The organism is Microcoleus sp. BR0-C5 (assembly GCF_036705045.1).
Lineage (GTDB): Bacteria > Cyanobacteriota > Cyanobacteriia > Cyanobacteriales > Microcoleaceae > Microcoleus.
The window spans coordinates 1-24,321 of the sequence record NZ_JAUBTR010000006.1 but is presented as its reverse complement, the minus strand read 5'-3'; the positions used below and the strand labels follow the sequence as shown (position 1 = coordinate 24,321).

Below are 24,321 nucleotides of genomic sequence, written 5' to 3'. Positions count from 1 at the left end.
CCTACCCTGTGCCTGTCCCGTGCCACATACTGAGATCCCAACAACCGTTCACCTTTTCCCCAAACGACAATGCAGACAAAGTTCCTTAATGCAATCAAAGGACATTCCTGGCGGTACTTCCTCGCAGTAGGCGCGATCGCCCTGGTCTACTATTGGGCCTCGCAATTCGCCATTTCCAGCCTCACCCTCAGTTCAGAAATTTACCCGATGTGGCCAGCAGCAGGAATTGCCCAAGTCGCCCTGCTGCTGTTTGGGCGACAACTGTGGCCGGGAATCGCGATCGGAGGCTTCCTATTCAGCATGAGCGTACCGTCGGCCAACATCGGCACGGCATTGATCTCGGCAGGCGCCAGAACCCTGCAAGCGTGGACGGGAACTTATCTACTCCAGGGCATTAACTTTAGCGCTAGGCTCGATCGGCTCAAAGACGTTTTAGGAATAGTCGGACTAGCAGCCTTGGGATCTACCCTGATCAACTCCACCATCGGCAGCATCCTCGTATGCCTGACCGGTTTATCTAGCTGGAGCGATTTTGGCACGATTTGGGGGACTTGGTGGGTAGGAGACGCTATGGGAATTGTGCTCGTCGCCCCGCTGCTACTGACGTGGCAACAATTGCCCAAAGTCCCCACCCATCGCCAACAGATAGTTGAACGAGCGATTTGGCTGCTGCTGCTACTAGCAGTCGGCTGGCTCGTCTTTTGCTCCCGCACCCGCGCCGCCTACGCCCGCTATCCCCTCGAATACTTACCCTTTCCCCTAGTAGTTTGGGCTGCCTTTCGATTCGGTCAGCGCTACACCGCCCTCTCCAACCTCATCCTCTGCGGCTTCGCCATCTGGGGTATCGCCCGAGGCAGCGGCCCCTTCCTAAAACACGCCAGCAGTATCCCCCAAGCACTGTTATCCCTGCAAGCCTTCATCGCCGTCATCGCCGTCACCGGCTTAGTCTTAGCTGCCACCGTCGCCGAACGCCACCAAGCAGAAGCCTCCCTGCGCGCCAGCGAAGCCAGCCTCGCTAACGCCCAGCGCATCGCCCAGCTAGGCAACTGGGACTTAGACCGCAATACCCAGCAATTGCGGTGGTCAGAGGAAATTTATCGCATCCTGGGAGAGGAACCGGGAACTTTTGAACCCAGCCTTCAAGGCTTCTTGGAATACGTGCACCCTGAAGACAAAGAATTAGTCAAAACCTCGATCGAAGCCGCTTTATTTCAGCAACAGCCTTACAGCATCGACTACAGGCTCATACTCCCCGACGGTAGCAACCGCACAGTCTACGAACAAGCCGCCGTCACCTCCCTCTACATCACCAGCACAGTCCAAGACATCACAGACAGAAAGCAAGCCGAAGCCGCCCTGCGTTCTTCAGAAGAAAGATTTTCCAAGGCCTTTCACGCCTCCCCAGTCGGGATCAGCATCTGCACCCTCACAGACGGATGCTTCCTCGATGCCAACGAAAGCTTTTTGCGCTCATTAGGCTGGCTGCGGCACGAATTTATCGGCCGGACTCCCAGCGACTTAGGAATGTTTGTCAATTCAGAAGACGGGGGGCGGCTCGCCCAGATTTTGCAATCACAAAATTCGATCAGCAACCAAGAAATCAAAATTCGCACCAAAGCCGACGAAGTGCGCGACTGGCTGATGTCAGTGGAACTCATCCACCTCGGCAGCACTCAGTGCGTTTTAATCATGACCACCGACATCACCGAACGCTTGCGTTCCGAAGAATTCCGCCGGGCCGCATTAGCCGCCGAAGCTGCAAATAGATCCAAAAGCATTTTTCTCGCTAACATGAGTCACGAACTCAGAACCCCCCTCAACGCCATCATCGGCTACAGCGAGATCCTGCAAGAAGACGCCCGAGACCTTGGTGCCGAAGAGTTCATCGACGACCTCCAGAGAATTAACACGGCCGGCCAGCACCTACTCGCGCTGATTAAAGATATTCTCGACTTGACCAAAATTGAAGCAGGCCGCATCGACTTCCACCTCGAAACCTTCAGCATTGCAACTCTGGTTAAGGAAGTAGTTGCCACGATCGCGCCGATGGCAGACAAAAATACCAATATGCTAGAAATACAATGCCCCAAGGATATTGGCTCGATGCACACCGACTTGACTAAACTCCGGCAGTCTCTGCTCAACCTCCTCAGCAATGCCTCGAAATTTACTCGCGCCGGCGCGATTACCTTCGCCGTTACTCGCTCTGTCGAAACCCCCGCCGAGGCTGCCAAGAGATGCAAAAGACTTGGAGCATATAGAGGAGATGGTCAAGCTGAAAATACCTTGTCTCTCTTGTCTTCCCCTCAAGAATGGATCGTTTTTACAATCAAAGATACCGGCATTGGCATGAGTCCCGAACAGTTAGCCAGAATCTTTGAGCCTTTCACCCAAGCCGATTCCTCAACTACTAAGAAGTATGGCGGCACTGGTTTGGGGCTGACGATTACTAAGAAATTCTGCGAAATGATGGGCGGAGACATTACTGCATTGAGCGAGGAGGGCAAAGGTTCTACTTTTACCATTCGGCTGCCAGCTATTTTCCCCGACCTTTCAATCTCAACCGAAAAGTCTGACCAATAAGCTTTTTTGACAGTTATTTTCTATGCCTGCCAATTTTATTTCTCTCCGCCGCAGTTTGCTGATTATTTCGCTAGCAGTTATGGAGATTGGGTACATAATTTATCACTTTATAAACTCAGTTTTTTTTACTATGTTTTTCTAATATAATATATAGTAATATTAAAAGAGTCGTAAAATTTTTACCCCACCCCAAGCCTCCCCGAACCCGCTCGATCGGGAGTAATAAATTCACAAATGATGCGAGGATTGCTATAGAGGTAGAAGATTAGGGCGGGTTAGATCACCCTAATTAATTTATGAGTAAATACGAAAAGTCCTGAAATTGTTTCCGCTGGCATGGGAATAAGAATTTTTCCTGTCCAGTACCCGCGTCCGCGATCGTTTTTTGGCTGCCACCTAGTTTTTGAGGGTAAGTTCACTTGATTAATACTTCGAACAGTTTTTCTATGGCCCAATGGCTGATACTCTAGGACTTTGATAGACTGTGGATAATTAAATTAATGTCAGATCCACCCAGGGATGGCATTGAATTCGACTTTTTTATGCTCCTTGCCCCGCGTAAGCTTGTATTATCGTTACCCAAACTTTCCTGAGTATTGACTTGATAAGATGATATTATTATTATTTTTTAGCGTGCTGCCGACATTCAGAGCAGAGGTTTGTGGACCACCCTTAAAAGTTCTGAGAAATAATATAATTAGGGCAGTTTGAAAGATTTTGGAGAGCAGAGATGATCCCTCGGCTTCTCTATAAAACCTGTTATAGATTTCGATCGCGTACTTGTCCCCTAATGGTATACCTACGTATATAGCAATCCTAAATGATTCAGATAAATTTGTAGGGGTAGTGCCTTTCTTTGCCTACCCCCTATCTATCGGGCAACCGGGCGTGGGATTGCCCCTACAATAATTATGCAAATGATGCGAGGATTGCTATATATACTATTAATTAAAAAGATATACTGTAGAAAGTTGCCTACAAAGCGCCAGAAAATATGCACCCCCACCTCCAGCGCCAACTCGAACAGCTCGGTTTAGTCGGCGAGTCTACCCCTCCCACTGCTGAGCAGTGGCAGCTTTTATTAGAGCAGGTAAGTTTTAGCTATGACCAAGTTCAGAGTCAGCAAGAACTTGAGCAGGAAGATTGTTTTAACTTGGAGACAGTGGCGCTCAAGGATTTAACTGACTCGCTCCATTCCCCTCAAGACTCTCCAACAGCTTCAGAATTCGATCGACTGCGGGCGAGTGTCAACAGTTGGGGAGCGGGATTGTGTATCCTTGACGCAAAGGGCTGTGTAATCTCGGTGAATCCAGAAGCCGAACGCTTGCTGGGGTGGCGAGAGTCGGAACTTGCAGGCGTTTCCCTGCTAGAGCGCATCGGGAAGCAAAACAAAGGCAACAAATCCCAAGTTTTGACGGCTCCGAAACAGTCGCCCCGCAAGACTGAAGATAGGCCGATCGCACCTACACTAGATTTACAACAGGCGATCGCTTCCGGTCAACCTTGCAACAACTGGGACGACGAGTTTTTGTGTCGCGACGGCAAGATTTTACCAGTTTCCTATTTTTTCCATCCCGCAGTTGAGGGCAGCGAAATATCAGTTTTGGTGTTTTTTGAGATTTTTGACATTTTTGACATTAGAGAACACAAGCAATCGCTCTCGATACTGCAAGCAGTTCTAAAATCTACAGATGCAGGAATTCTGGCGGTTGACATCAACGGCAATATATGTAATTATAATCAGAAATTTCTAGAGATGTGGGGTTTGTCCGCCAGCCAAGGAAAGTTGAGCCGATCGAGCTTCGGCACAGTAGTCAAAAACACGCTCGAAACAGGATTCCCCTTCGACAGGGAACAATTAAAAGACCCGCAAGGATTTCTCCAAAACCTGCTCAAAGTGTCTGCAGATTCAGATACTCAAATCAGCGAATTATTAGAATTTAAAGACGGAAGAATTCTTGAATTAAATTCGTTGCCCTCAAAAGTCGGAGCGAAAACAATCGGTAGAGTCTGGAGCTTTCGAGACGTTACCGAACTCAAAAAAGTAGAACAATCTTTGCAGTATAGAATAGAATTCGCTCAGTTGATTGCCCGTTTGTCAACCCATTTCATCAGCCAGCCCTTATCAGAAATAGACAAAGGCATCGATCAAACCCTGGAAGCGATCGCCACATTGAGCGGGTTTGACCGCAGTTACATCTACCTGTTATCATTCGACAAAACCCGCGCCGACAAAACCTACGAGTGGTGCGGCGAAAGCATTCCGGCAGTCAAAAACAGCACCGACAAACCAATAGACATCGCACAAATCCCTTGGATTGCAGAAAAGCTCGATCGCGCCGAATGCCTTAATATTCCAGAAATCGGCGAACTCCCGCCCTCAGCAATCGCCGAAATTGCCTATTTTATCGGTAAAAATTCAGCCCAATTCCAGACAGACTCCCCCTCCCAAACAGTCAATCAAACAGCAACCGCCTCAATACCTGCAATGGGCGCTTCCCTCAATAATTTAGAATCACAAAAACCGCTAAAAAATATCCAAGAGCTGATAATTATTCCCCTAATTGGTTGTAGTAAAAACCTAGTAGGATTTCTCGGATTCGAGGGCTTAAAGCAAACAGCAGGTCGAGCAACCGAAATATCAACACAGCTAAAAATGGTAGGAGAAATGCTCGCCAATGTCCTAGAGCGCAAGCGAGCAGAAGCAGCCTTGAGACAATCCGAAACAAAATACCGCAGCATCTTTGAAAACGCAGTCGAAGGCATATTCCAGACAACGCCGACCGGGTACTACCTCAGCGGCAATAGCGCACTAGCCCGAATTTACGGCTACGAATCCAGTACCCAAATGCTCGCCGAACTCACCGATATCAACCGTCAATTTTACGTTAACCCCAATCGGCGCGCCGAGTTTATAGCCCTATTGGGCGCGCGCCGCCAAGTGGCAAAATTTGAATCCCAAATATACCGCCGAGACGGTAGCACGATATGGATTTCTGAAAACGCCCGCAGCATCTGCGACGAAAACGGCAGGGTTTTGTACTACGAAGGCACAGTCCAAGACATCACCGATCGCAAACAGGCAGAATCCGCCATGCAGTTGGCCCTAGAAGCAGCAGAATCAGCCAACCGGGCAAAAAGCACATTTCTCGCCAACATGAGCCACGAACTTCGCACACCCCTCAATGCCATCATCGGCTACAGCGAAATGCTCCAAGAAGAAGCCGAAGAATTGGGCGATGAAGCTTTCGTCCCCGACCTCGAAAAAATCTGCAGCGCCGGCAAACACCTGCTGTCCATGATTGACGACATCCTAGATATTTCTAAAATTGAAGCAGGCCGAATGGATCTCTACTTAGAAACCTTCGACATCCATAGCTTAATTGAAAGTGCTGTTGCCACGGCCAGGCCGCTGGTAGAGAAAAACGGTAATACCCTAGAAGTGTACTGTCCAGACAACCTCGACACCATGCACGCGGACATGACCAAAGTGCGGCAAGTGCTGCTTAACTTGCTCAGCAACGCTGCCAAGTTCACACAAAACGGGAGAATTGCGATCGGAGTGGAAAGAATTAAAAATGAACAATTAAAAATGAAAAATCAAGAGGAATCTTCCCAAATTTTAATTTCCAACTCCGAATTTTTAAGTTTCCGCGTCGCCGACACCGGCATCGGCATGACACAAGAGCAATTGGAGCGAGTTTTCCAACCTTTCATCCAAGCTGATGCCTCGACTACCCGCGAGTACGGTGGCACCGGTTTGGGACTAGCAATCAGCCAGCGCTTCTGTCAGATGATGGGCGGCAGCATTGAGGTCAGCAGCACCTTGGGCTCCGGCACCACTTTCACCGTGCTCTTGCCCAGCGTCATCAAACAGCCGGAAATCCCCAACAATGTCCACGACAGCACTAGCCATCTGGACGCCCCCGCGGTCGGCACGGTGCTGGTAGTTGATGACGACCCGATATCGCGGGATTTAATCCAGCGCACCCTCAGTCGCCAAGGACTGCACGTAGAAGTCGCCGGCGGCGGCGAGCAAGCTCTCCGGCTCGCTAAGCAACTACGGCCAGACGCCATTACCCTGGATGTGATCATGCCAGGAATGGACGGCTGGGCGGTACTCTCAGCGCTGAAGGCAGATCCTGAGCTTGCCGAAATTCCCGTAATCCTGCTATCCTTTGTGGGCAACAAAAGCCTCGGCTTTGCATTGGGTGCCTCGGACTACCTCACCAAACCAGTGGACGGCAAACGGCTGGCTGCCTTGTTGAACAAGTACCGACGCGACCAAGACGGCGTTGCAAGTAACAATTTGACCTGTCAGATTCTAATTGTGGAAGACGACGTGGCCACGCGCGAAATACTGCGATGCGTACTAGAAACACAAGGCTGGGCAGTAACGGAAGCTGACAGCGGACGCGCTGCTCTCGATCGGCTACAAGTTGCTCGCCCGCACCTGATATTACTGGATTTGATGTTGCCAGAAATGGATGGTTTTGAGTTGATCGGGGAAATTCGCAAATCCCATTCGGGAGATCCTATACCGATTGTGGTGCTCACGGGGAAAAACTTGACACCGGCCGAAAGCCAGCAGCTAAACGGCTACGTCGAGCGGGTACTACAAAAGGGAGTCTACAGTTGCGATAGTTTGTTGCGCGATGTTCGCTCTATAGTCAATGACAGGTTCGATCGCAGGTACGACTCGAAAGGCAAGGAGAACACCAATGGCTAAAATCCTGTTGGTCGAAGATAACGAAATGAACAGAGATATGCTTTCCAGGCGTCTGGCCCGCAAGGGACACGAGGTCTTTATTGCTGTTGACGGTGCTGAGGGAGTGTCGATGGCGCTCGCGAAAGTACCAGATTTGATTCTGATGGATATGAGTCTGCCTGTGCTCGACGGGTGGCAAGCAACGCAGCAAATTAAGGCAGCTCCGGAAACTAGCAGGATTCCGGTGATTGCGCTGACGGCTCACGCAATGGCGGGCGATCGTGAAAAGTGTCTTGCCGCCGGCTGCAATGACTACGACACCAAACCGGTGGAGTTTCCCCGACTTTTGGGTAAAATTGAAACGCTTCTGAAAGAGGCCCTGACATGAAAGGTGACGAGGGCAGCGTGCTGGTTGTTGACGACAATGAGGTAAACCGCGATTTGCTGGCCCGCCGACTTCAGCGTCAAGGCCATCTGGTGACTGTTGCTGAAGATGGTCTCCAAGCTCTGGAAATGTTGCGAAGCGTTCCTTTTGATTTGGTTCTCCTAGACATTATGATGCCGCAAATGAACGGCTATCAGGTGCTCGAAAGTCTGAAGGCGGACGAGAAGTTGCGCTACATCCCGGTAATTATGATTTCGGCGGTGGACGATATCGATAGTATCGTCCGGTGTATTGAGTTGGGGGCGGAGGATTATCTTTCTAAACCGTTCAATCCGGTATTGCTCAAGGCTCGGATTAGCGCTTGTCTGGAAAAGAAGCGGCTGCGGGATAAGGAGCAAGCGTATTTACAGGAGTTGGCCCTGGAAAAGGAAAAGTCCGAGCGTTTGCTGTTAAATATTTTACCGAAGGCGATCGCGCAGCGCCTGAAACACGGGGAAATTACGATCGCAGACAGTTTCGCTGAGGTAACGGTGATGTTTGCCGATTTGGTCGGTTTTACTCAGCTTTCGGCTCATTTATCGCCGGCCCAATTGGTGGAGTTGCTCAACGAGATTTTTTCGGCTTTTGACGAGTTGGCCGAGCGCTACGGGCTTGAGAAAATTAAGACGATCGGCGATGCTTATATGGTGGTTGGCGGTTTGCCGACGCCCAGCGAGGACCACGCCGAGTCGATCGCCGAAATGGCGCTGGAAATTCAAGCAGCAATGACAAAGATGCGTACCAAGGGAGGTCAGCCACTCAGCATTCGCATCGGCATCCACACAGGCCCGGTAGAAGCTGGGGTAATCGGTACTAAAAAATTTACTTACGATTTGTGGGGAGATACGGTAAATACAGCTTCCCGGATGGAATCTCAAGGCGTCCCCGGCAGCATTCAGGTGACAGTTGCTACCTACGAGCGCCTGCGGGGTAAGTACGTTTTTGAGGAGCGTGGCGTGATTTCAGTGAAGGGGAAAGGCGATATGATGACTTATCTGCTTGTGGCCCGAAACCCTTAATTAATCATTGGGCATTGGCAAAACAGGGCATTGGGCATCGGGTATCGGTAACTAATATCAACAGTCAACAGTCAACAGTCAACAGTCAACAAATCATCAAATGAACGTAAATTCTAACCTTTTAATGTACGCCCAATGGGCGGGAATTCTGACAGGAGCCTTGGCTATTCTAACAGTTATAGCATTTATCTTCAAATGGGGTTTTCGCTTCCGATTGGTAGGAGTGACAAGCTTTATGGCAGTAATTGCTGCGAGTATATTCGGTCTCGGTTTGGGACTGTTTACTCGCACAGAAATTCCGGGTGCGGTGCGCTATTCTTTAGTTTACGATACAGGCGGCGCTCAAACAGTAGTTACTGTGCCACCTTCGATCACAGAATCGGAATTAGAAGCAACGATGCGACAAGTAGCAGCAGATTTGTACTCTCCAGGGCGGTCTGGACGCGGCAGAGACTACATGACAATCCGGGTTCGTACAGTTGTACATCCCGAACCTGGGCTGTCGCAGCCGCTGTTTTTGGGCGAAGTGAGACGATCGCTCGCGACTCGTTATGATGACAAAATGGCGATCGAAATCTTCCCCGAAAAAGTTGCTATTCTGAAAAAATATCAAGCCTGATAAATCCTGTAGGGGCGGGTTTTACAAACAAGAATTGCCTAAAACCGACAATCTCAAAAACCCGCCCCCACCAACGACAAATCTACTATAAACAATATAAAATTATGACTCAAGAATCCGAAAAATTAATAACGAACCTCTACAATGCCTTTGACCCATTCTATCCTTTGCCCGCAAATGATCCGCAGTATGTTGACTGTCAGGAAGCGCGAGGAGATGGGAATATTATAGAAGATTTGGGCATAAAGATTCAGCGGCGATCGGAACGGATGACTTGTCAGTTATATACTGGACATCGCGGTGCGGGAAAATCAACAGAATTGCTGCGACTTCAACAATATTTACAAACAAAAGGCTGTTTTGTAGTCTATTTCGCCGCCGAAGAAGAAGATATCGATCCAGAAGATACTGAATATACCGATATTCTCCTCGCTTGTACCAAACATTTATTGAAAAAACTTAGCTCAAACTCTAAATCTCAAGCTTTATTAAATTGGGTAAAAAGTCGAGGAAATGAATTAAAAGATTTGGCCCAAATGGAAGTAAACCTTGATTCTATCAGTCTAGAATCTCAAATTACTTTGTTTACCAAACTCACGGCAAATATTAAAGCTGTACCAAGTTTGCGCCAAGAAATTCGCCGCAAAATAAACCCTCACACAACAACTTTAATTACTGCGCTAAATGAATACATTGCTGGCGCTAAAGAAAATCTGCCTCAAGGCTATACTCAACTAGCAGTTATTGTGGATAATTTAGACAGAATCGTGATATTGAATGGCTCTGAAGGCAGCAACAATCATGATGACATTTTTATCAACCGCTGCGAACAACTTAAAGGATTAGATTGTCACGTTATCTATACTTTACCAATTTCCATGATGTATTCCGATCGTGCCAATGAGTTAGCCTCCAATTACGATAACACTGAAATTTTGCCGATGATTATGGTGCGAACTCGTGATGGCAATATCTACGAACCAGGATTGAATAAAATGAAAGAGTTGATTTGTAAACGAGTCAGCCCTTTTTCTCCTAACTTGTCTCTGGAAACTGGACTGTTTGAAAACCTAGAAATACTCAATCAAATTTGCTTGATGAGTGGCGGTCATGTCCGAAATATGTTACAGTTAATGGAAGAAGCTATTCAGCGTACTGAAGAATTGCCGATTTCTCCAAAAGCCGTGCAAAGAGCTATTACAAAAGCACGAGATCCTTTTCGCAGAAATGTAAACGATGGAGAATGGAAAATTTTAGCTGAGGTTTCACGCTCAAAAGAAATCAAAAATGAGGATGAATGCCGCAAGTTATTGTTTAACCGCTGTATTTTGGAATACCGTTACTTTGATGAAGCAGGTGAAATCCAGTATTGGCATGACGTTCACCCGCTGATTAAAGGAATTAAGCAATTTCAAGATAGTCTTGCACCACTTCCAGAAATTGAGCCATGACTCCAGAAATAATTGATTGGGATGCCGATTTACCGCCAGCAACAGCAGAGGAAGAATATGAGTCTCTGCTACGCACTCTCAAACGGACGAATGGTTTCCGGTTGTTGTTTGTTGAGTGTGTGCCGGCGGAGGGGGAACGATTGATTACGCAAGTTCGAGAAGATTTATCCCAGAAAAAGATTCAGGTGTTACCGCTGGATAAGTCTGTTTATAATTTTTATAAGATAATTGAAGATTTGCCAAAGCGAGATGAAATTAATATTTTGTTTGTGACAGGCTTAGAATATTCACTTTATGAGTATGAACAAGAAAAAAGAGAACTGGGATGGAAAAGTGAGGAAATTTATTCCTATAGTTGGCGGGGTGTGCCACCGGTTTTGATCAATCTCAACCAGCAGCGGGAAAGATTTAGAGATAATTTTAATATTTGTTTTGTGTTTATCTTACCTCGTTTTGCCGTTAATTATTTGATTGAACGAGCACCGGATTTCTTTGATTGGCGATCGAGTTTATTTAAGTTGTCGATGGATGGAGAAAGTTTGCAACTGGAATCCATGCAAGCTTGTTCGGAAAGATCGAAGCAAGAAGATTATTTAGCTTTGACTCCCCAAGAACACAAACAGGAATTGGTGAGGATTAAAGGTTTAATTGATGAGGATAGGCAAACACCTGAACAAAAAGCTGAATTGTTTTTTGAACAGGCTTTATTATATAGCTTTGCTGAAGAGTATCGAAAAGCGATCGCCTCCTACGACAAAGCCTTAGAATTCAAACCAGATAAACACGAAGCCTGGTACAATCGGGGCAGTGCACTAGGTAATTTAGGCAGACTAGAAGAGGCGATCGCCTCCTACGACAAAGCCTTAAAATTCAAACCAGATGACCACGAAGCCTGGAACAATCGGGGTATTGCACTGGGTAATTTAGGTAGGCTAGAAGAGGCGATCGCCTCCTACGACAAAGCCTTAAAATTCACACCAGATGATGACGAAGCTTGGAACAATCGGGGTATTGCACTGGGTAATTTAGGTAGGCTAGAAGAGGCTATCACCTCCTACGATAAAGCCTTAGAATTCACACCAGATAAACACGAAGCTTGGAACAATCGGGGTATTGCACTGGGTAATTTAGGTAGGCTAGAAGAGGCGATCGCCTCCTACGACAAAGCCTTAAAATTCACACCAGATGATGACGAAGCTTGGAACAATCGGGGTATTGCACTGGGTAATTTAGGTAGGCTAGAAGAGGCTATCACCTCCTACGATAAAGCCTTAGAATTCACACCAGATGATGACGAATCCTGGAACAATCGGGGTATTGCACTGGGTGATCTAGGCAGGCTTGAAGAGGCGATCGCCTCCTTCGACAAAGCCTTAGAATTCAAACCAAATAAACACGAAGCCTGGTACAATCGGGGCTATACACTGGGTAATTTAGGCAGGCTAGAAGAAGCGATCGCGTCTTACGACAAAGCCTTAGAATTCAAACCAGATGATGACGAAGCCTGGAACAATCGGGGCATTGCACTGGGTAATTTAGCCAGGCTAGAAGAGGCGATCGCCTCCTTCGACCAAGCCTTAGAACTCACACCAGATAAACACGAAGTCTGGTACAATCGGGGTATTGCACTGCATAATTTAGGCAGACTAGAAGAAGCGATCGCCTCCTTCGACAAAGCCTTAGAATTCAAACCAAATAAACACGAAGTCTGGAACAATCGGGGCTCTGCACTGCATAATTTAGGCAGACTAGAAGAAGCGATCGCCTCCTTCGACAAAGCCTTAGAAATTCAACCATATCAACACGAAGCCTGGAACAATCGGGGCTATACACTGGGTAATTTAGGCAGGCTAGAAGATGCGATCGCCTCCTACGACAAAGCCTTAGAAATTCAACCAGATAACACATCTGCATTTTATAATAAAGCTTGCTGCTATGCGTTACAGAGTCAAATTGACCAAGCGATTCAGAATTTGCAGCAAGCCATCAATCTGAATCCTGACAAATACCGAGAAATGGCAAAAACTGACTCGGATTTTGATAGCATTCGATCGCATACTCGGTTTCAAGCCTTGATTCAAGAATAGGGATTTGCCCTTGGGCGGGGCGGGTTTATGAGATTGTCGGTTTTAGGCAATTATTGTTGGTAAAACCCGCCCCTACAGCATCACAAACACTCTTATTATTTCTTAGTCCCCCTCTGCTGCTACTTGGTTGGTGTAGACGCGGTTTCAACCGCCGGCTGATCTGAATAAATAGTACAATTAAACTTAGATACTTCTCGGAGACAACGACTATGCAAGTCACAACCCAAGAAATCATTTATCCTTCCAGCGACGGTCAACCAATGGCAGAAAGCACAATTCAATACGAATTAATTGTCAAAATCAAAGAAGGTTGCGAATCGCTGTTTAAAGATGACCAAAACGTTTTTGTAGCTGCCGATTTACTGTGGTATCCAGTTGAAGGGAAACCGGAAATTTCTCAAGCACCTGATACGATGGTGATATTTGGGAGGCCAAAGGGCGATCGCCTTTCCTACATACAATATCGAGAGGATAATATTGGCCCTCAAGTCGTCTTTGAGATTCGCTCCCACAACGACAGCAACACTAAAATGAATAAGAAACTTTCATTTTATCAGCGTCATGGAGTTGAGGAGTATTACCTTTACGATCCAGAAAGAAATGAGTTGGAAGGTTGGCAAAGAATTGAGGGAAATTTAGAAGTTATTGAGCCGATGGAGGGATGGATTAGTCCGAGATTAGGTGTGCGATTTGAGTTGGGAGAAGATGGGTTAGAAATTTATCGGCCTAATGGAGAAAAGTTTCTTTCCTATGCGGAATTAGAAGAAGAGAGGTTATTAGATCGTCAGCGCCTACAACAAGCAGATCAAAGAGCAGAACAAGCAGATCAAAGAGCAGAACAAGCCAATCAAATTGCTCAACGTTTAGCTGCTAAACTGCGCGAATTGAACATCGATCCAGATAGCATTTAACCCCGAATAAATGCTCAGAAACCCGGTTTGTTTGAAAAATCGGGTTTCTGGCGATCGCGGTTATTTATGCTTTTAACTTAATTCTGTCAGCCAGATCGCCCTTTCCTCTCTTCTACGCAGTCAGATTAAAAAAATAGTATTAATCTATACCTACAAATCCCACCTCTAGAATTATCCTGAGAAAAATTGAAAAAGTCCCCAAATTCCTGTAAAATTGCCATAAATAACCAAATAGTCGCGATCGAAAGCACTCACAGGCGAAAAAGATCGCATATAAAAAAGAAAAGAATCAATTAGACAGAAAATAAAGAGGTGAAACCCCTTGCAAAAATTAGCCAGCATAGAAAAGCCGATCGACTCAGGGGAAAAATCCATAGCAGTCAACACCCAAAAGGCTCAAACCTTGTACGAACGCGGCAACGCCCTAGAAGCAATGGGACGATTCCAAGCTGCGATCGAATCTTGGGAAGAAGCGATCAAACTTGAACCAAAATTTTATGAAGCCTGGTACAACCAAGGCGTAGCCCTCAAAAAACTGGGCCAGCTAGAAGAAGCGATCGCAGCCTACAACAAATCCCTACAAATCAAACCAAACAATCCCGAAGCGTGGTACAATCGCGCCAACGTTTTGCGGAAGGTCAACAGACTTTCAGAAGCGATCGCATCCTACGAAAAGGCGATCGAACTCAATCCCAGCTACCCCGAAGCTTGGACGAACCGCGGCAACACCCTCGTCAGCTTAGAGAAATTATCAGAAGCGATCTCCTCCTACGACAAAGCCATAGCCATCAAACCAGACAACTGCGAAGCTTGGTACAACAAAGCATTTGCCCTGAGAAAATCCGACCAAAATACAGCAGCGATCGCCTCCTTCGACAAAGCGATCGAACTTAAACCAGACTTGCATCAAGGCTGGTACAACCGCGGCTTAGCCCTAGCCGATGAAAAACTATACCCGGAAGCCGTCGCCTCCTACGACAAAACCCTGCAACTGCGGCCGAATTCCGCCGAAGCGTGGAACAAACGCGGCACGGCGATCGCACAAATGGGACAATTTGAAGCAGCGATCGCATCCTGGGACAAAGCCCTCGTACTCAACCCAAACGACAGCGAAACCTTTTACAACCGCGGCTTAGCCTTCGCCAACTTACAACGCTTTGAAGAAGCAATAGCCTCTTGGGATAAAACCCTAGAGTTGCAGCCAGACAACACCGAAGCCTGGTACAACCGCGCCGTCGCCCTCAAAAAAATTCAACGCTTTACCGAAGCGATCGCCTCCTACGATAAAATCATCGCACTCACACCCGACGATCCAAACCTGTACTATCAAAAAGCTTGCATTTACGCCCTAGAAAAAGAAGCAGGCGAGCTCACAAACAGCCCGGAAGTTGTAACTACCAGTATCCGGCTGGCGATCGAAAACTTGTCCAAGGCGATCGAACTCAATCCGCATAAATACCGCAAATTGTGCAAAAATGACTCTAAATTGCGTACAATACGGGAAGAAGTGCGGTTTTTAGCTTGATTTCAGGGTAGCTATGATTGATGGAGACGGATGCCGCACTGCAACCTTTGTAGGCAAAACAGCACCATAAACCCCAATCATGCAAACCCTAGACAAAACTCAAGCAAAATTCGCTCAACTGGCAGCCCACCTCAGAGAAGTTAACGACATCGAATCAGCCTCGTCGCTGCTGCATTGGGATCAATCAACTTATATGCCCCCCAAAGGTGGAAGTGCCAGAGGCCGCCAGTTGGCCACTCTCAAACAAATATCCCACGAAAAATTTACAGATCCAAAAATAGGTGAACTCCTAGAAGACTTGCGTTTCTACGAACAAACCCTCCCCTACGACTCCACCGCAGCCAGCCTGATCCGCATAGCCCGCAGAGACTACGATCGCGCCGCCCGACTCCCGGCAACCTTCATGTCCGCACTCTGCCGCCACCAAGCCGACTGCTACGAAGCTTGGGCCGCGGCCAGGGCAGCCAACAACTTCGCAGCCGTCGAGCCGTATCTCGAAAAAACCCTAGAATTAAGCAGGCAATACGCCGACTTTTTCCCCGGCTACGAACACATCGCCGATCCTTTGATCGATCGTAGCGACTACGGCATGAAAGTATCCCTGCTGCGCCCGCTTTTCGCCCAACTGCGTCAAGAATTAGTGCCGATAGTCGAAGCCATCACCTCCCAACCTCCCGCCGACGACTCCTGCTTGCACCAAGAGTTCCCCGAATTCCAACAACTAGAATTCACTCGCAAAGTTGTAGAACGCATGGGGTTCGACTTCCAACGGGGACGGCAAGACACCACCCTGCACCCGTTCATGACCAACTTTTCCATAGACGACGTGCGAATTACCACCCGCGTCTATGAAGACCACCTGGATCAAGCACTCTTCAGCAGCATCCACGAAGCTGGCCACGCCCTCTACGAACTCGGAAATTCCCCGGAATTTGAAGGCACGCTTCTGGCAGGTGGCATTTCCTCCGGCGTGCACGAAAGTCAATCGCGACTTTGGGAAAATATGGTCGGGCGCAGCCGCGGTTTTTGGGAATGTTTCTACCCGCAACTTCAAGGCATATTTTTGCGACAGTTGGGACACGTATCCACTGACGCATTTTACCGGGCAATTAACAAAGTCTCGCGATCGCTCATCCGCACCGATGCCGACGAAGTAACCTACAACCTCCACGTCGCCATCCGCTTTGACCTAGAATTGGCAATGGTAGAGGGAAAACTAGCAGTGCGAGACCTCCCCGAAGCCTGGAACGAACGCTATCAAAACGACCTGGGAGTTGTCCCCACCACCGACGGCGAAGGCGCCATGCAAGATGTTCACTGGTATGTTGGTACGATCGGCGGAATGTTCCAAGGTTACACCCTCGGCAACTTGATGAGCGCCCAATTCTACGAAACAGCAGTAAAAATCAATCCTGAAATTCCCGTAGAAATAGAACGGGGCAATTTTAGCGTACTCCACAACTGGCTCAAACAAAACATCTACCAGCACGGCCGCAAATACACTGCTGTCGAATTGATCGATCGCGTTACAGGTTCACCTTTAACGATCGATCCCTTTATCCGTTACATTCGCCACAAATACGGGGAGTTTTATGTCATTTGAAGGATAGCAAGTTCAGATTGCAGACTTTAAAATTACAAAAAAAGTAGCCGCTTAAAAAAGAGGGCGATACTGTTTGAGTATCGCCTAATTTCACAGCGGAAATCAAAAGTCTTAAATAAGGGAGTATGTATGTCTGAACTCTTTCAGGCTGTGATCGCCAGCGAAGAAAAAACCGACTTGCATCAGTTTGTCAGCGATTTACGCGCTTTGGGAAACAAATATTTACTGCGAAACGACATAGTTAACGCTTTTGCCGCCTACTGCACCAAATACGAAAAGCCTGAACAGTTCCATCAATCTTCTCTTTTAAGCAAACTAATTTACTACGTTCAGGAAATTATTCTCGAAGATGGCAGCCTTTGCGTCCTGCTGCGACCCAAAATTGCTACAATGGAAATAGTCCGAGTTGCAGACGACTTGACTGTTGAGCAGATGACAGTGCAAGAATTGCTCGACGTGCGCGATCATTTCGTCAACCACTTTCACCCCCAAGAAGGTGACATTCTAGAACTAGATTTCGGCTCTTTTTACGATTATTATCCCACAATTCGCGACCCCAAAAACATCGGTAAAGGAGTGCAATTCCTCAACCGATACCTTTCTAGCAAACTGTTTCAAGACGCCAGACAGTGGCAGGAAAGTCTATTTAATTTCTTGCGGATTCACCGCTGCAACGGCGTACAATTACTAATTAACGATCGCATAAAATCCCAAGAAAAACTTTCAGAACAAGTCAAAAAAGCCCTCACCTTTGTCAACGATCTTTCGGAAGAAGAACCCTACGAGAGATTTCGATTGGTTCTGCAAATGATGGGTTTTGAGGCCGGTTGGGGCAATACCGCCGCCCGCGTGCAAGAAACCCTAGGAATTCTGGACGAATTAATTGATTCCCCCGATCCGCAAACCCTAGAAGCATTTATTTCTCGCATCCCGATGATTTTCAAAATCGTCCTAGTTTCTCCTCACGGCTGGTTCGGCCAAGAAGGAGTTTTGGGGCGACCGGATACGGGAGGTCAGGTAGTTTATGTTCTCGATCAAGCCAAGAGTTTAGAGAAACAATTGCAAGAAGACATTCATCTTGCCGGCCTCGATAGTTTAGGAGTCAAACCTAAAGTCATTATTCTCACCCGGTTAATTCCTAACAGCGACGGCACGCCCTGCAACCAACGTTTGGAAAAAGTTCACGGCACAGAAAATGCTTGGATTTTGCGGGTTCCCTTCCGCGAGTTCAATCCCAAACTGACTCAAAATTGGATTTCTAGATTTGAGATTTGGCCTTATTTGGAAACTTACGCGATCGATGCAGAAAAAGAAGTGCTGGCTGAGTTTCAGGGCAAACCAGATTTAATTGTCGGCAACTATTCCGACGGCAACTTGGTAGCGTTTTTGCTGTGTCGCAAGCTCAAAACTACTCAGTGCAATATTGCCCATGCGCTGGAAAAATCTAAATATTTGTTCAGCAATCTCTACTGGCAAGAATCAGAGGATAAATACCATTTTTCGCTGCAGTTTACGGCCGATATAATTGCTATGAATGCAGCTAATTGTATTGTCAGCAGCACCTATCAAGAGATTGTGGGCCAACCCGATAGTGTCGGTCAGTACGAATCTTACCATTGTTTTACCAGGCCGGATTTGTACCATGTTGTGAACGGAATTGAACTGTTCAGCCCTAAATTCAACGTAGTGCCGCCGGGAGTCAACGAAAGTGTGTACTTTCCCTACACGCGGATAGAAGACCGGGTGCAAGGCGATCGCGATCGGCCGGGCGAACTGCTGTTTACTCTAGAAGACCCCGAACAAGTCTTTGGCAAACTCGACGACCCGCAAAAGCGCCCTTTATTTTCGATGGCGCGGCTCGATCGCATTAAAAACCTGACAGGCTTAGCAGAATTGTTTGGAAAAAGCAAGGAACTGCAAGAGAAATGCAACTTAATTCTAGTAGCTGGCAAGCTGCGGGTAGAAGAAACCGAAGACTACGAAGAAGCAGAAGAAATTAAAAAACTCTACGCAATTATCGACCAATACAACCTTCACGGTAAAATTCGCTGGCTGGGAGTGAGGCTTTCCAAAAGCCTGTCCGGCGAAATCTACCGGGTAATCGCCGACACCCAAGGTATATTTGTTCAGCCAGCATTATTTGAAGCTTTCGGCTTGACAATTCTCGAAGCAATGATTACCGGCATTCCCACTTTCGGGACGCAGTTTGGCGGCCCGCTGGAAATCATTCAAGATGGGGTAAATGGGTTTTATATCAACCCGACAAACCACCCGGAAACCGCCCAAAAAATTCTAGATTTTTTATCGAAATGCGAAGACAATCCCAACTATTGGTATGAAATTTCAACGCGAGGGATTGACCGAGTTTACAGCACGTATACCTGGAAAATTCACACTGCCAAGCTGCTGACACTGGCGCGGACTTACGGTTTCTGGAACTACTCGTCCAAGGAAAACCGCGAAGATATGCTCCGCTACATAGAATCGCTGTTTTATCTGATTTACAAGCCAAGAGCCAAGGCTTTATTGGCAGAACACGCAAATCGATAAGAGGCGAGTTTTGCTTTTTATATCAAATCCGTTGGTATCGGAATTATTCCTCTCTCTCTTCCCTTTCTCTGTATCCTCTGCGTCAAGAGAGGTCTAATAATTCCGATACAACTGAGATGTTGCACCATTGTCAAGAACAGGCTTTTCGGCCTGTTCCACAAAGAGTGAATTTTCTTGTGGAACAGGCCGAAAAGCCTGTTCCTAAACGGCCCATTCCACAAGAGATGAATTTTCTTGTGGAACAGGCCGAAAAGCCTGTTCCTAAACAAGTAATTGAGAATGGTGCAACATCTCAGATACAACCGAAATTGATATTACGGGGGGATTCAAGGAAAAAACTTCGCCTTTGATAGATCAACTTTGTACAAAAGACGCCTGTAAAGATTTGTGAATGACGGCAGGTTTTGTACCATAAGACTGAGGCTAAAAGACGTGGTTTATACGAAAATATTGGCTTTGGCAACAAAACATCTCGGAATCAACCGGGTTTATTAGGAATAGTGCGAACCGGCCCCTACTTCTAACAGGTAACTTCCAACTCGCAACTTCTGAGTGCTGGTGTCCCGATTGCCGAAATTCTAGAGACCGGGGCAGATATAGCAACCGCGCCAGACGCTTAGAAGTTTCTTAATGGCCTAAACCAATGCGGTCTATTACCCCTTCCCTCGGACTTCTTGTTACCCGATCGCGAAGTCGAAGGAGCTTCTTCCTTCTTGCTTCTGCTATATGTCTCAGAAAGCTGTCCGGGTAATACAATTAGATTTAGAAACATGAAAACAGGGAAACCTTGTCAAACCTCACTAACAGGATGAAATTTATGCGTGTGACTACTGTTACGATTTTCAGCTTGCTCGCTCTGCTCGCTCCCGGCTTAACCCGAAAGGCAATTGCTGCTTTTGACTCCGAACCCTTGGTGCAGGAAGAGTACCGCCGAGACTTTACGGCTCCCGCCGATCCGGGTGCGTCAGCATCGCCGGAGGGAAAGTCCCAAGCAGATATGTTTAACAAGCCTTTTTACGCGGGCGAGCAGGCGCCAGTGAAAAAGGAAAAAACTATCTCGGCGGGTGCTGACGGGCCAGAAGTTGCAGCCATACAGCAGCGCTTGCAGGTGCACAGTTTCAAGGTGGGGACGATCGACGGTTCCTATGGCTCTCGCACTACATCGGCGGTTCGTGCCTTTCAGCAGTCTAAGGGGTTGAAGTCAGACGGCATTGTGGACAAAGAAACTTGGACAGCTTTAGCAGCAGATCCGGCGTCTGCTCCTGAAACTGTGCAGAGCAATGCTCCAATTCTGAGCAATGCTGCTGTTGCCGGCAATCCTCCAACTCTTCTAAATAAAGGCGCTGTCGGTTCCAAGGTAAAGACGCTACAGGTGCGTTTGGAAATGCAGGGTTACGATCCAGGCCCGATCGACGGCATTTTTGGCGCTCGCACTGCTACGGCTGTCAAGAACTTTCAGGAGAATAAGGGTTTGACCGCTAGCGGCATGGTGGACGAAACAACCTGGAAAGCGCTCGGCCAAAAGTAAGTGACAAGTGAAAAAAACGGAAAATTGCTGTGGCGATAACTCACGATTGAACCCGGTGTCCCCAAATGACCGGGTTTCTCGATGTTGACCGATCGAGCAATTTGGTCATAAGCCTGCGGATTTATCAGTGGGTCGCTTTATTTTATCTAAAATCTAAAATCTAAAATCTAAAATCGATTGACCGATCGAGCTATAGCGGTTCGATCGCGTTGTGAGGTATGGGGGCGAGTCCTATGCCTATGCCCACGGAGGCCACGGAGGCCACGGAGCCCTATGATCACCTCCTGTTACTGAGAAAGGCTATATTTGGTCATCAGCCTGCGGATTTATCAGTGTGTCGCTTCCTTCAATCTAAAATCTAAAATCTAAAATCTAAAATCTATTGACCCATCGCTCTGTGGTGTGCTATAGTATTTAGATGTCAAAATGCGGATATGGCGGAATTGGCAGACGCGCCAGATTTAGGTTCTGGTTCCGAGAGGAGTGAAGGTTCAAGTCCTTTTATCCGCACTACTCTTAACGCTTTGTACATCAATAGTTTCAGGCTGGTTACGCCATTAAAACTTACGCTTTCCGCTCATCCTTCGCTAATTTAGCCGGTAGCAGAGTGTCTAGCTTAGTTTCTAGCAATTTGTCTAGCACTGGTTCGATGTCCGAAATTTCGGACACTTGTGTTTGATGTTGAATTGGTGGCGCTGATATTGCCTGGTTGGCCGCTTGCTCTAAAGTTCGCACTACCCAAGTATTAACGCTCAAGCCCTCTGCTGGTGCTACTTCCTTAATTGTTTCGAGTAATTCCCGCTTGCCATCCAATCTCAAATTAAGCTGTACTCTGTCTGTAATGTCTAGTACCTGTCTAGCGCTTGTCTGGTCAGATAGTAGCAATCTGTCTAGATTATGTCTAGTAGTAACTAGACATTGCTGTATAGCACAATTTCTACCACAATGTCTAGCAATCGCCATTTAAAGCTTCATCAAGTCAGAAGGCTCAAACTCTGATTGCCGAATATTCTTAACAGGCTTATCGAACCTGACCAAGTAGCTAAGTAGGTAAGCGGGATTAAACACAGCTATCTAACAGTATGTAAACAGGGCTAACTTAGCCACGCTTAGGGCATTTGGATACTTTACGATCGTTTACATAATTGTGTTTTACAGCGCCTACCTACTTAAGTAGTTAAGCAAAATTAATTACATAATTATCTCCAAATTCTTTAATAATTTTTTCTACAGATGAAACAAGAGATTGCCAGCTAGAGTAGGCATCTATTTCGAGCCATTGATATTTGATAAACCGCCACAAAATCTCTATTAAATTTAATTCAGGTGAATAAGTAGGCAATTCAAATATAGTTAAACCGCGTTCTTTCCATTCTTCAATTTTCTCGAAAATGGCATTGCTAGTATGAATAGAAGCTTGATCTACTACAATAACTGTTGGCCGCTCCACCACAGCAAAGAAAGTATCTATGCAGGCTATGATTACAGAGCGAATTAATAGTCTGCTCTGAAACATAAGCATGAAGAGTGTTTTGCCGATTCATGATTCCCAAGACATTTAAACCCACATTCCGTACCCCCAACTGGCACATACGCGAATTGAGTAGCTCAAAGTCGATCTTCCGAGACAATAGTGAGTAAAAAAACCTAAAGATTTGTGTAACAAAGCATCACCCGGTTGTCCATTCCTCAAAATTGACGTTCGGGCATGAAGTAAATCTTCTTAATCTATAAAACGTCAAAAATCACACCCAAACTAAGTATTAATTCCCAGCATATATCGCCCACATGGTGACGATTAACATCACTGCTGAATCAACTATCGATTAAATTTAAATCAAATTTACTAATTCACTGCGCGACTTTATTTCACAGCAATAAATAATAAGACCGACAAGTAACTGGAAACAAATTTAATATCGCCAACCGTTCGGCTGTCAAATTAGAAACTTGCTGAACTCCTTGAATCCCAACGGCATGAACTGATTGAAAACTTTGGAATATCCAGCGCAAAGTAGGTCGATTGGTTTCTTTACCCAACTGATTTTTTATGGTTTTATTAGTGAGTTGCAAGTTTTGCAGGAGTAATCTTTGACCTAAAGTATAAACCAACAAACACAAACCCATTACCAAAGTTAAAGCCTCGATTCTTTCCGGCGACTTCAGAAACACGCTATCCGTAAAAAATAGTGGGTCCTTCAAAAAGCCAAACCCTCTCTCTGCTGCCTGCTGTTCCTTATGTTTTATAATCATTTCATCAGGATTTAATAGTGAAGCATCCAGCACATTAGTAGCTAAGATAAATCTGCCACTAGCTTTGGTTGCTTTGGCTACCGCACGCTTCATCTAATTCTAGTTGTGCTTGAACTTTAAATATTAACTTGGAGCTAGAAATGTCAGAACTGGTCGAATTAGCACCGGATTTTACTGTCGATTGTCTGATACTAATTTGGGTTAAATTATGATATTTTATTTCCGTAGATAAACGACAGGCTGCTGACAAGGCATCGCTGTCACAAGCAAATTCAATATTTGATAACTCTCGCAGCTTTTTCTGACCCTCACTCTCAGCTTTTTTGAGTTTTTTTTCTAATTTACGTTGGTCGGCATCACGACGTAAACTGCTCTCTACTACTAACCATCTTTGTGTAATTCCACCATAATTACTTTTGTGTTCTGACCAACTATATCCCGTCACAGAACTAGACTTAAATTTTGATTCATTTAATTGAGATACCAGTTGCCATGCTTGTTTGAGGCTCAGCGTTACACGAGTTAACCATCTTAAATTAATTAACATTTCTCAATTGGGAGCGGTATATAATGCACTATAGACATCTCCAAAAACAATTAAAGCCTTTGTGTAACGCCGGCTGTATGACGTAAATGCAATCATCCTAAATTAGCGACTCTGTACGCTCTAATAAGGCTTTGAGATATTTATTGTTGATAATTAAGCCAAAATATCTAGTTATGTGCGTTGATTTTAACCTGATGATGTAGCAGATATTTCTCATGGTAATATTAGCGCTCTAATTCGCAACCTTACTATTCCACAAATCGTCAACACTACTTGCTCATATTTTTGGGGATTCAACCTAAATCTTTCTTGGACAACTCGAAATATTTTGAGCGAGCGAATTCGATGTTCAACAAAGATTCTTTTAGCCGAAAATGCTTTGTTTTGTTCTTTTTGTTCAGTTGTTAATTCTCGATTTTTGGGTTTTTTAATAGGAGTTGTAATTAAAGCTTCTCCAACGTAAGCTTTATCTCCTTTAAATCTTTGTTGAGGGTCAAACTGTGAGCGTTCTTC

Annotated in this window: 14 protein-coding genes, 1 tRNA gene and 2 pseudogenes; 13 read left to right on the top strand and 4 right to left on the bottom strand. The window is 46.2% G+C overall.

Going from position 1 to position 24,321, the window contains the following annotated elements; all coding sequences use genetic code 11:
* The first annotated feature begins 69 nt into the window (after nt 1–69).
* The 13 genes from QUB08_RS04525 to QUB08_RS04465 all read left to right on the top strand — a co-directional run bounded on the left by QUB08_RS04525 (nt 70) and on the right by QUB08_RS04465 (nt 21,518).
* Complete coding sequence (locus QUB08_RS04525) at nt 70–2,583, top strand: MASE1 domain-containing protein (protein WP_333223652.1); 2,514 nt, start codon at nt 70–72, stop codon at nt 2,581–2,583.
* A gap of 994 nt (nt 2,584–3,577) precedes the next feature.
* Entirely contained in the window at nt 3,578–7,312 is a 3,735-nt protein-coding gene (locus QUB08_RS04520; protein ID WP_333223651.1) for a response regulator, read from the top strand.
* A complete protein-coding gene (locus QUB08_RS04515; protein ID WP_015177895.1) occupies nt 7,305–7,679 on the top strand; it encodes a response regulator in 375 nt (124 codons plus the stop codon). The genes QUB08_RS04520 and QUB08_RS04515 overlap by 8 nt, the downstream gene beginning before the upstream one ends.
* Nucleotides 7,676–8,734: an adenylate/guanylate cyclase domain-containing protein gene (locus tag QUB08_RS04510; protein WP_333223650.1), complete on the top strand. Its 1,059-nt coding sequence runs from the start codon at nt 7,676–7,678 to the stop codon at nt 8,732–8,734. Before QUB08_RS04515 ends, QUB08_RS04510 begins: the two co-directional genes overlap by 4 nt.
* 100 nt (nt 8,735–8,834) lie before the next feature.
* Nucleotides 8,835–9,353, top strand: coding sequence for a Ycf51 family protein (locus QUB08_RS04505; protein WP_333223649.1), 519 nt, complete (start codon nt 8,835–8,837; stop codon nt 9,351–9,353).
* Nucleotides 9,354–9,457: 104 nt separating this feature from the next.
* On the top strand, nt 9,458–10,804 hold the full coding sequence (locus QUB08_RS04500; protein ID WP_333223648.1) for an ATP-binding protein: 1,347 nt from the start codon (nt 9,458–9,460) through the stop codon (nt 10,802–10,804).
* Nucleotides 10,801–12,891, top strand: coding sequence for a tetratricopeptide repeat protein (locus tag QUB08_RS04495; protein ID WP_333223647.1), 2,091 nt, complete (start codon nt 10,801–10,803; stop codon nt 12,889–12,891). The genes QUB08_RS04500 and QUB08_RS04495 overlap by 4 nt, the downstream gene beginning before the upstream one ends.
* A gap of 209 nt (nt 12,892–13,100) precedes the next feature.
* Nucleotides 13,101–13,802 (top strand): Uma2 family endonuclease, encoded by a 702-nt coding sequence (locus tag QUB08_RS04490; protein ID WP_333223646.1) that lies wholly within the window; start codon nt 13,101–13,103, stop codon nt 13,800–13,802.
* A 322-nt stretch (nt 13,803–14,124) separates the two neighbouring features.
* The gene (locus QUB08_RS04485; RefSeq protein WP_333223645.1) at nt 14,125–15,327 is read left to right on the top strand and encodes a tetratricopeptide repeat protein; all 1,203 of its coding nucleotides are present in this window, start codon (nt 14,125–14,127) and stop codon (nt 15,325–15,327) included.
* A 79-nt stretch (nt 15,328–15,406) separates the two neighbouring features.
* Entirely contained in the window at nt 15,407–16,930 is a 1,524-nt protein-coding gene (locus tag QUB08_RS04480; RefSeq protein ID WP_333223644.1) for a carboxypeptidase M32, read from the top strand.
* 129 nt (nt 16,931–17,059) lie between these two features.
* Nucleotides 17,060–19,480 (top strand): sucrose synthase, encoded by a 2,421-nt coding sequence (locus QUB08_RS04475; protein WP_333223643.1) that lies wholly within the window; start codon nt 17,060–17,062, stop codon nt 19,478–19,480.
* An 817-nt stretch (nt 19,481–20,297) separates the two neighbouring features.
* The gene (locus QUB08_RS04470; RefSeq protein ID WP_333223642.1) at nt 20,298–21,008 is read left to right on the top strand and encodes a peptidoglycan-binding protein; all 711 of its coding nucleotides are present in this window, start codon (nt 20,298–20,300) and stop codon (nt 21,006–21,008) included.
* Nucleotides 21,009–21,436: 428 nt separating this feature from the next.
* Nucleotides 21,437–21,518: transfer RNA gene (locus tag QUB08_RS04465), tRNA-Leu, on the top strand.
* A 54-nt stretch (nt 21,519–21,572) separates the two neighbouring features.
* On the opposite strand, the gene QUB08_RS04460 is transcribed toward QUB08_RS04465, so the two are convergent.
* The 4 genes and pseudogenes from QUB08_RS04460 to QUB08_RS04440 form a co-directional block, all read right to left on the bottom strand.
* Nucleotides 21,573–21,893 carry a hypothetical protein gene (locus QUB08_RS04460; RefSeq protein ID WP_333223641.1) on the bottom strand — a complete coding sequence of 107 codons (321 nt, stop codon included), beginning with the start codon at nt 21,891–21,893 and terminating at the stop codon, nt 21,573–21,575.
* Nucleotides 21,894–22,185: 292 nt separating this feature from the next.
* Nucleotides 22,186–22,570 (bottom strand): annotated as a pseudogene (locus tag QUB08_RS04455) (transposase); the annotation flags it as partial.
* A 307-nt stretch (nt 22,571–22,877) separates the two neighbouring features.
* Nucleotides 22,878–23,838 (bottom strand): annotated as a pseudogene (locus tag QUB08_RS32095) (IS1634 family transposase); the annotation flags it as partial.
* 183 nt (nt 23,839–24,021) lie between these two features.
* Nucleotides 24,022–24,321 (bottom strand): transposase family protein (locus tag QUB08_RS04440; protein WP_333223637.1); only part of this gene is annotated, 300 nt, incomplete at its 5' end.

What these genes read in the sequence shown, in the direction of transcription:
- QUB08_RS04525 (WP_333223652.1), top strand. Translation starts at nt 70, where the DNA reads ATGCAGACAAAGTTCCTTAATGCAATCAAAGGACATTCCTGGCGGTAC.
- QUB08_RS04520 (WP_333223651.1), top strand. Translation starts at nt 3,578, where the DNA reads ATGCACCCCCACCTCCAGCGCCAACTCGAACAGCTCGGTTTAGTCGGC.
- QUB08_RS04515 (WP_015177895.1), top strand. Translation starts at nt 7,305, where the DNA reads ATGGCTAAAATCCTGTTGGTCGAAGATAACGAAATGAACAGAGATATG.
- QUB08_RS04510 (WP_333223650.1), top strand. Translation starts at nt 7,676, where the DNA reads ATGAAAGGTGACGAGGGCAGCGTGCTGGTTGTTGACGACAATGAGGTA.
- QUB08_RS04505 (WP_333223649.1), top strand. Translation starts at nt 8,835, where the DNA reads ATGAACGTAAATTCTAACCTTTTAATGTACGCCCAATGGGCGGGAATT.
- QUB08_RS04500 (WP_333223648.1), top strand. Translation starts at nt 9,458, where the DNA reads ATGACTCAAGAATCCGAAAAATTAATAACGAACCTCTACAATGCCTTT.
- QUB08_RS04495 (WP_333223647.1), top strand. Translation starts at nt 10,801, where the DNA reads ATGACTCCAGAAATAATTGATTGGGATGCCGATTTACCGCCAGCAACA.
- QUB08_RS04490 (WP_333223646.1), top strand. Translation starts at nt 13,101, where the DNA reads ATGCAAGTCACAACCCAAGAAATCATTTATCCTTCCAGCGACGGTCAA.
- QUB08_RS04480 (WP_333223644.1), top strand. Translation starts at nt 15,407, where the DNA reads ATGCAAACCCTAGACAAAACTCAAGCAAAATTCGCTCAACTGGCAGCC.
- QUB08_RS04475 (WP_333223643.1), top strand. Translation starts at nt 17,060, where the DNA reads ATGTCTGAACTCTTTCAGGCTGTGATCGCCAGCGAAGAAAAAACCGAC.
- QUB08_RS04470 (WP_333223642.1), top strand. Translation starts at nt 20,298, where the DNA reads ATGCGTGTGACTACTGTTACGATTTTCAGCTTGCTCGCTCTGCTCGCT.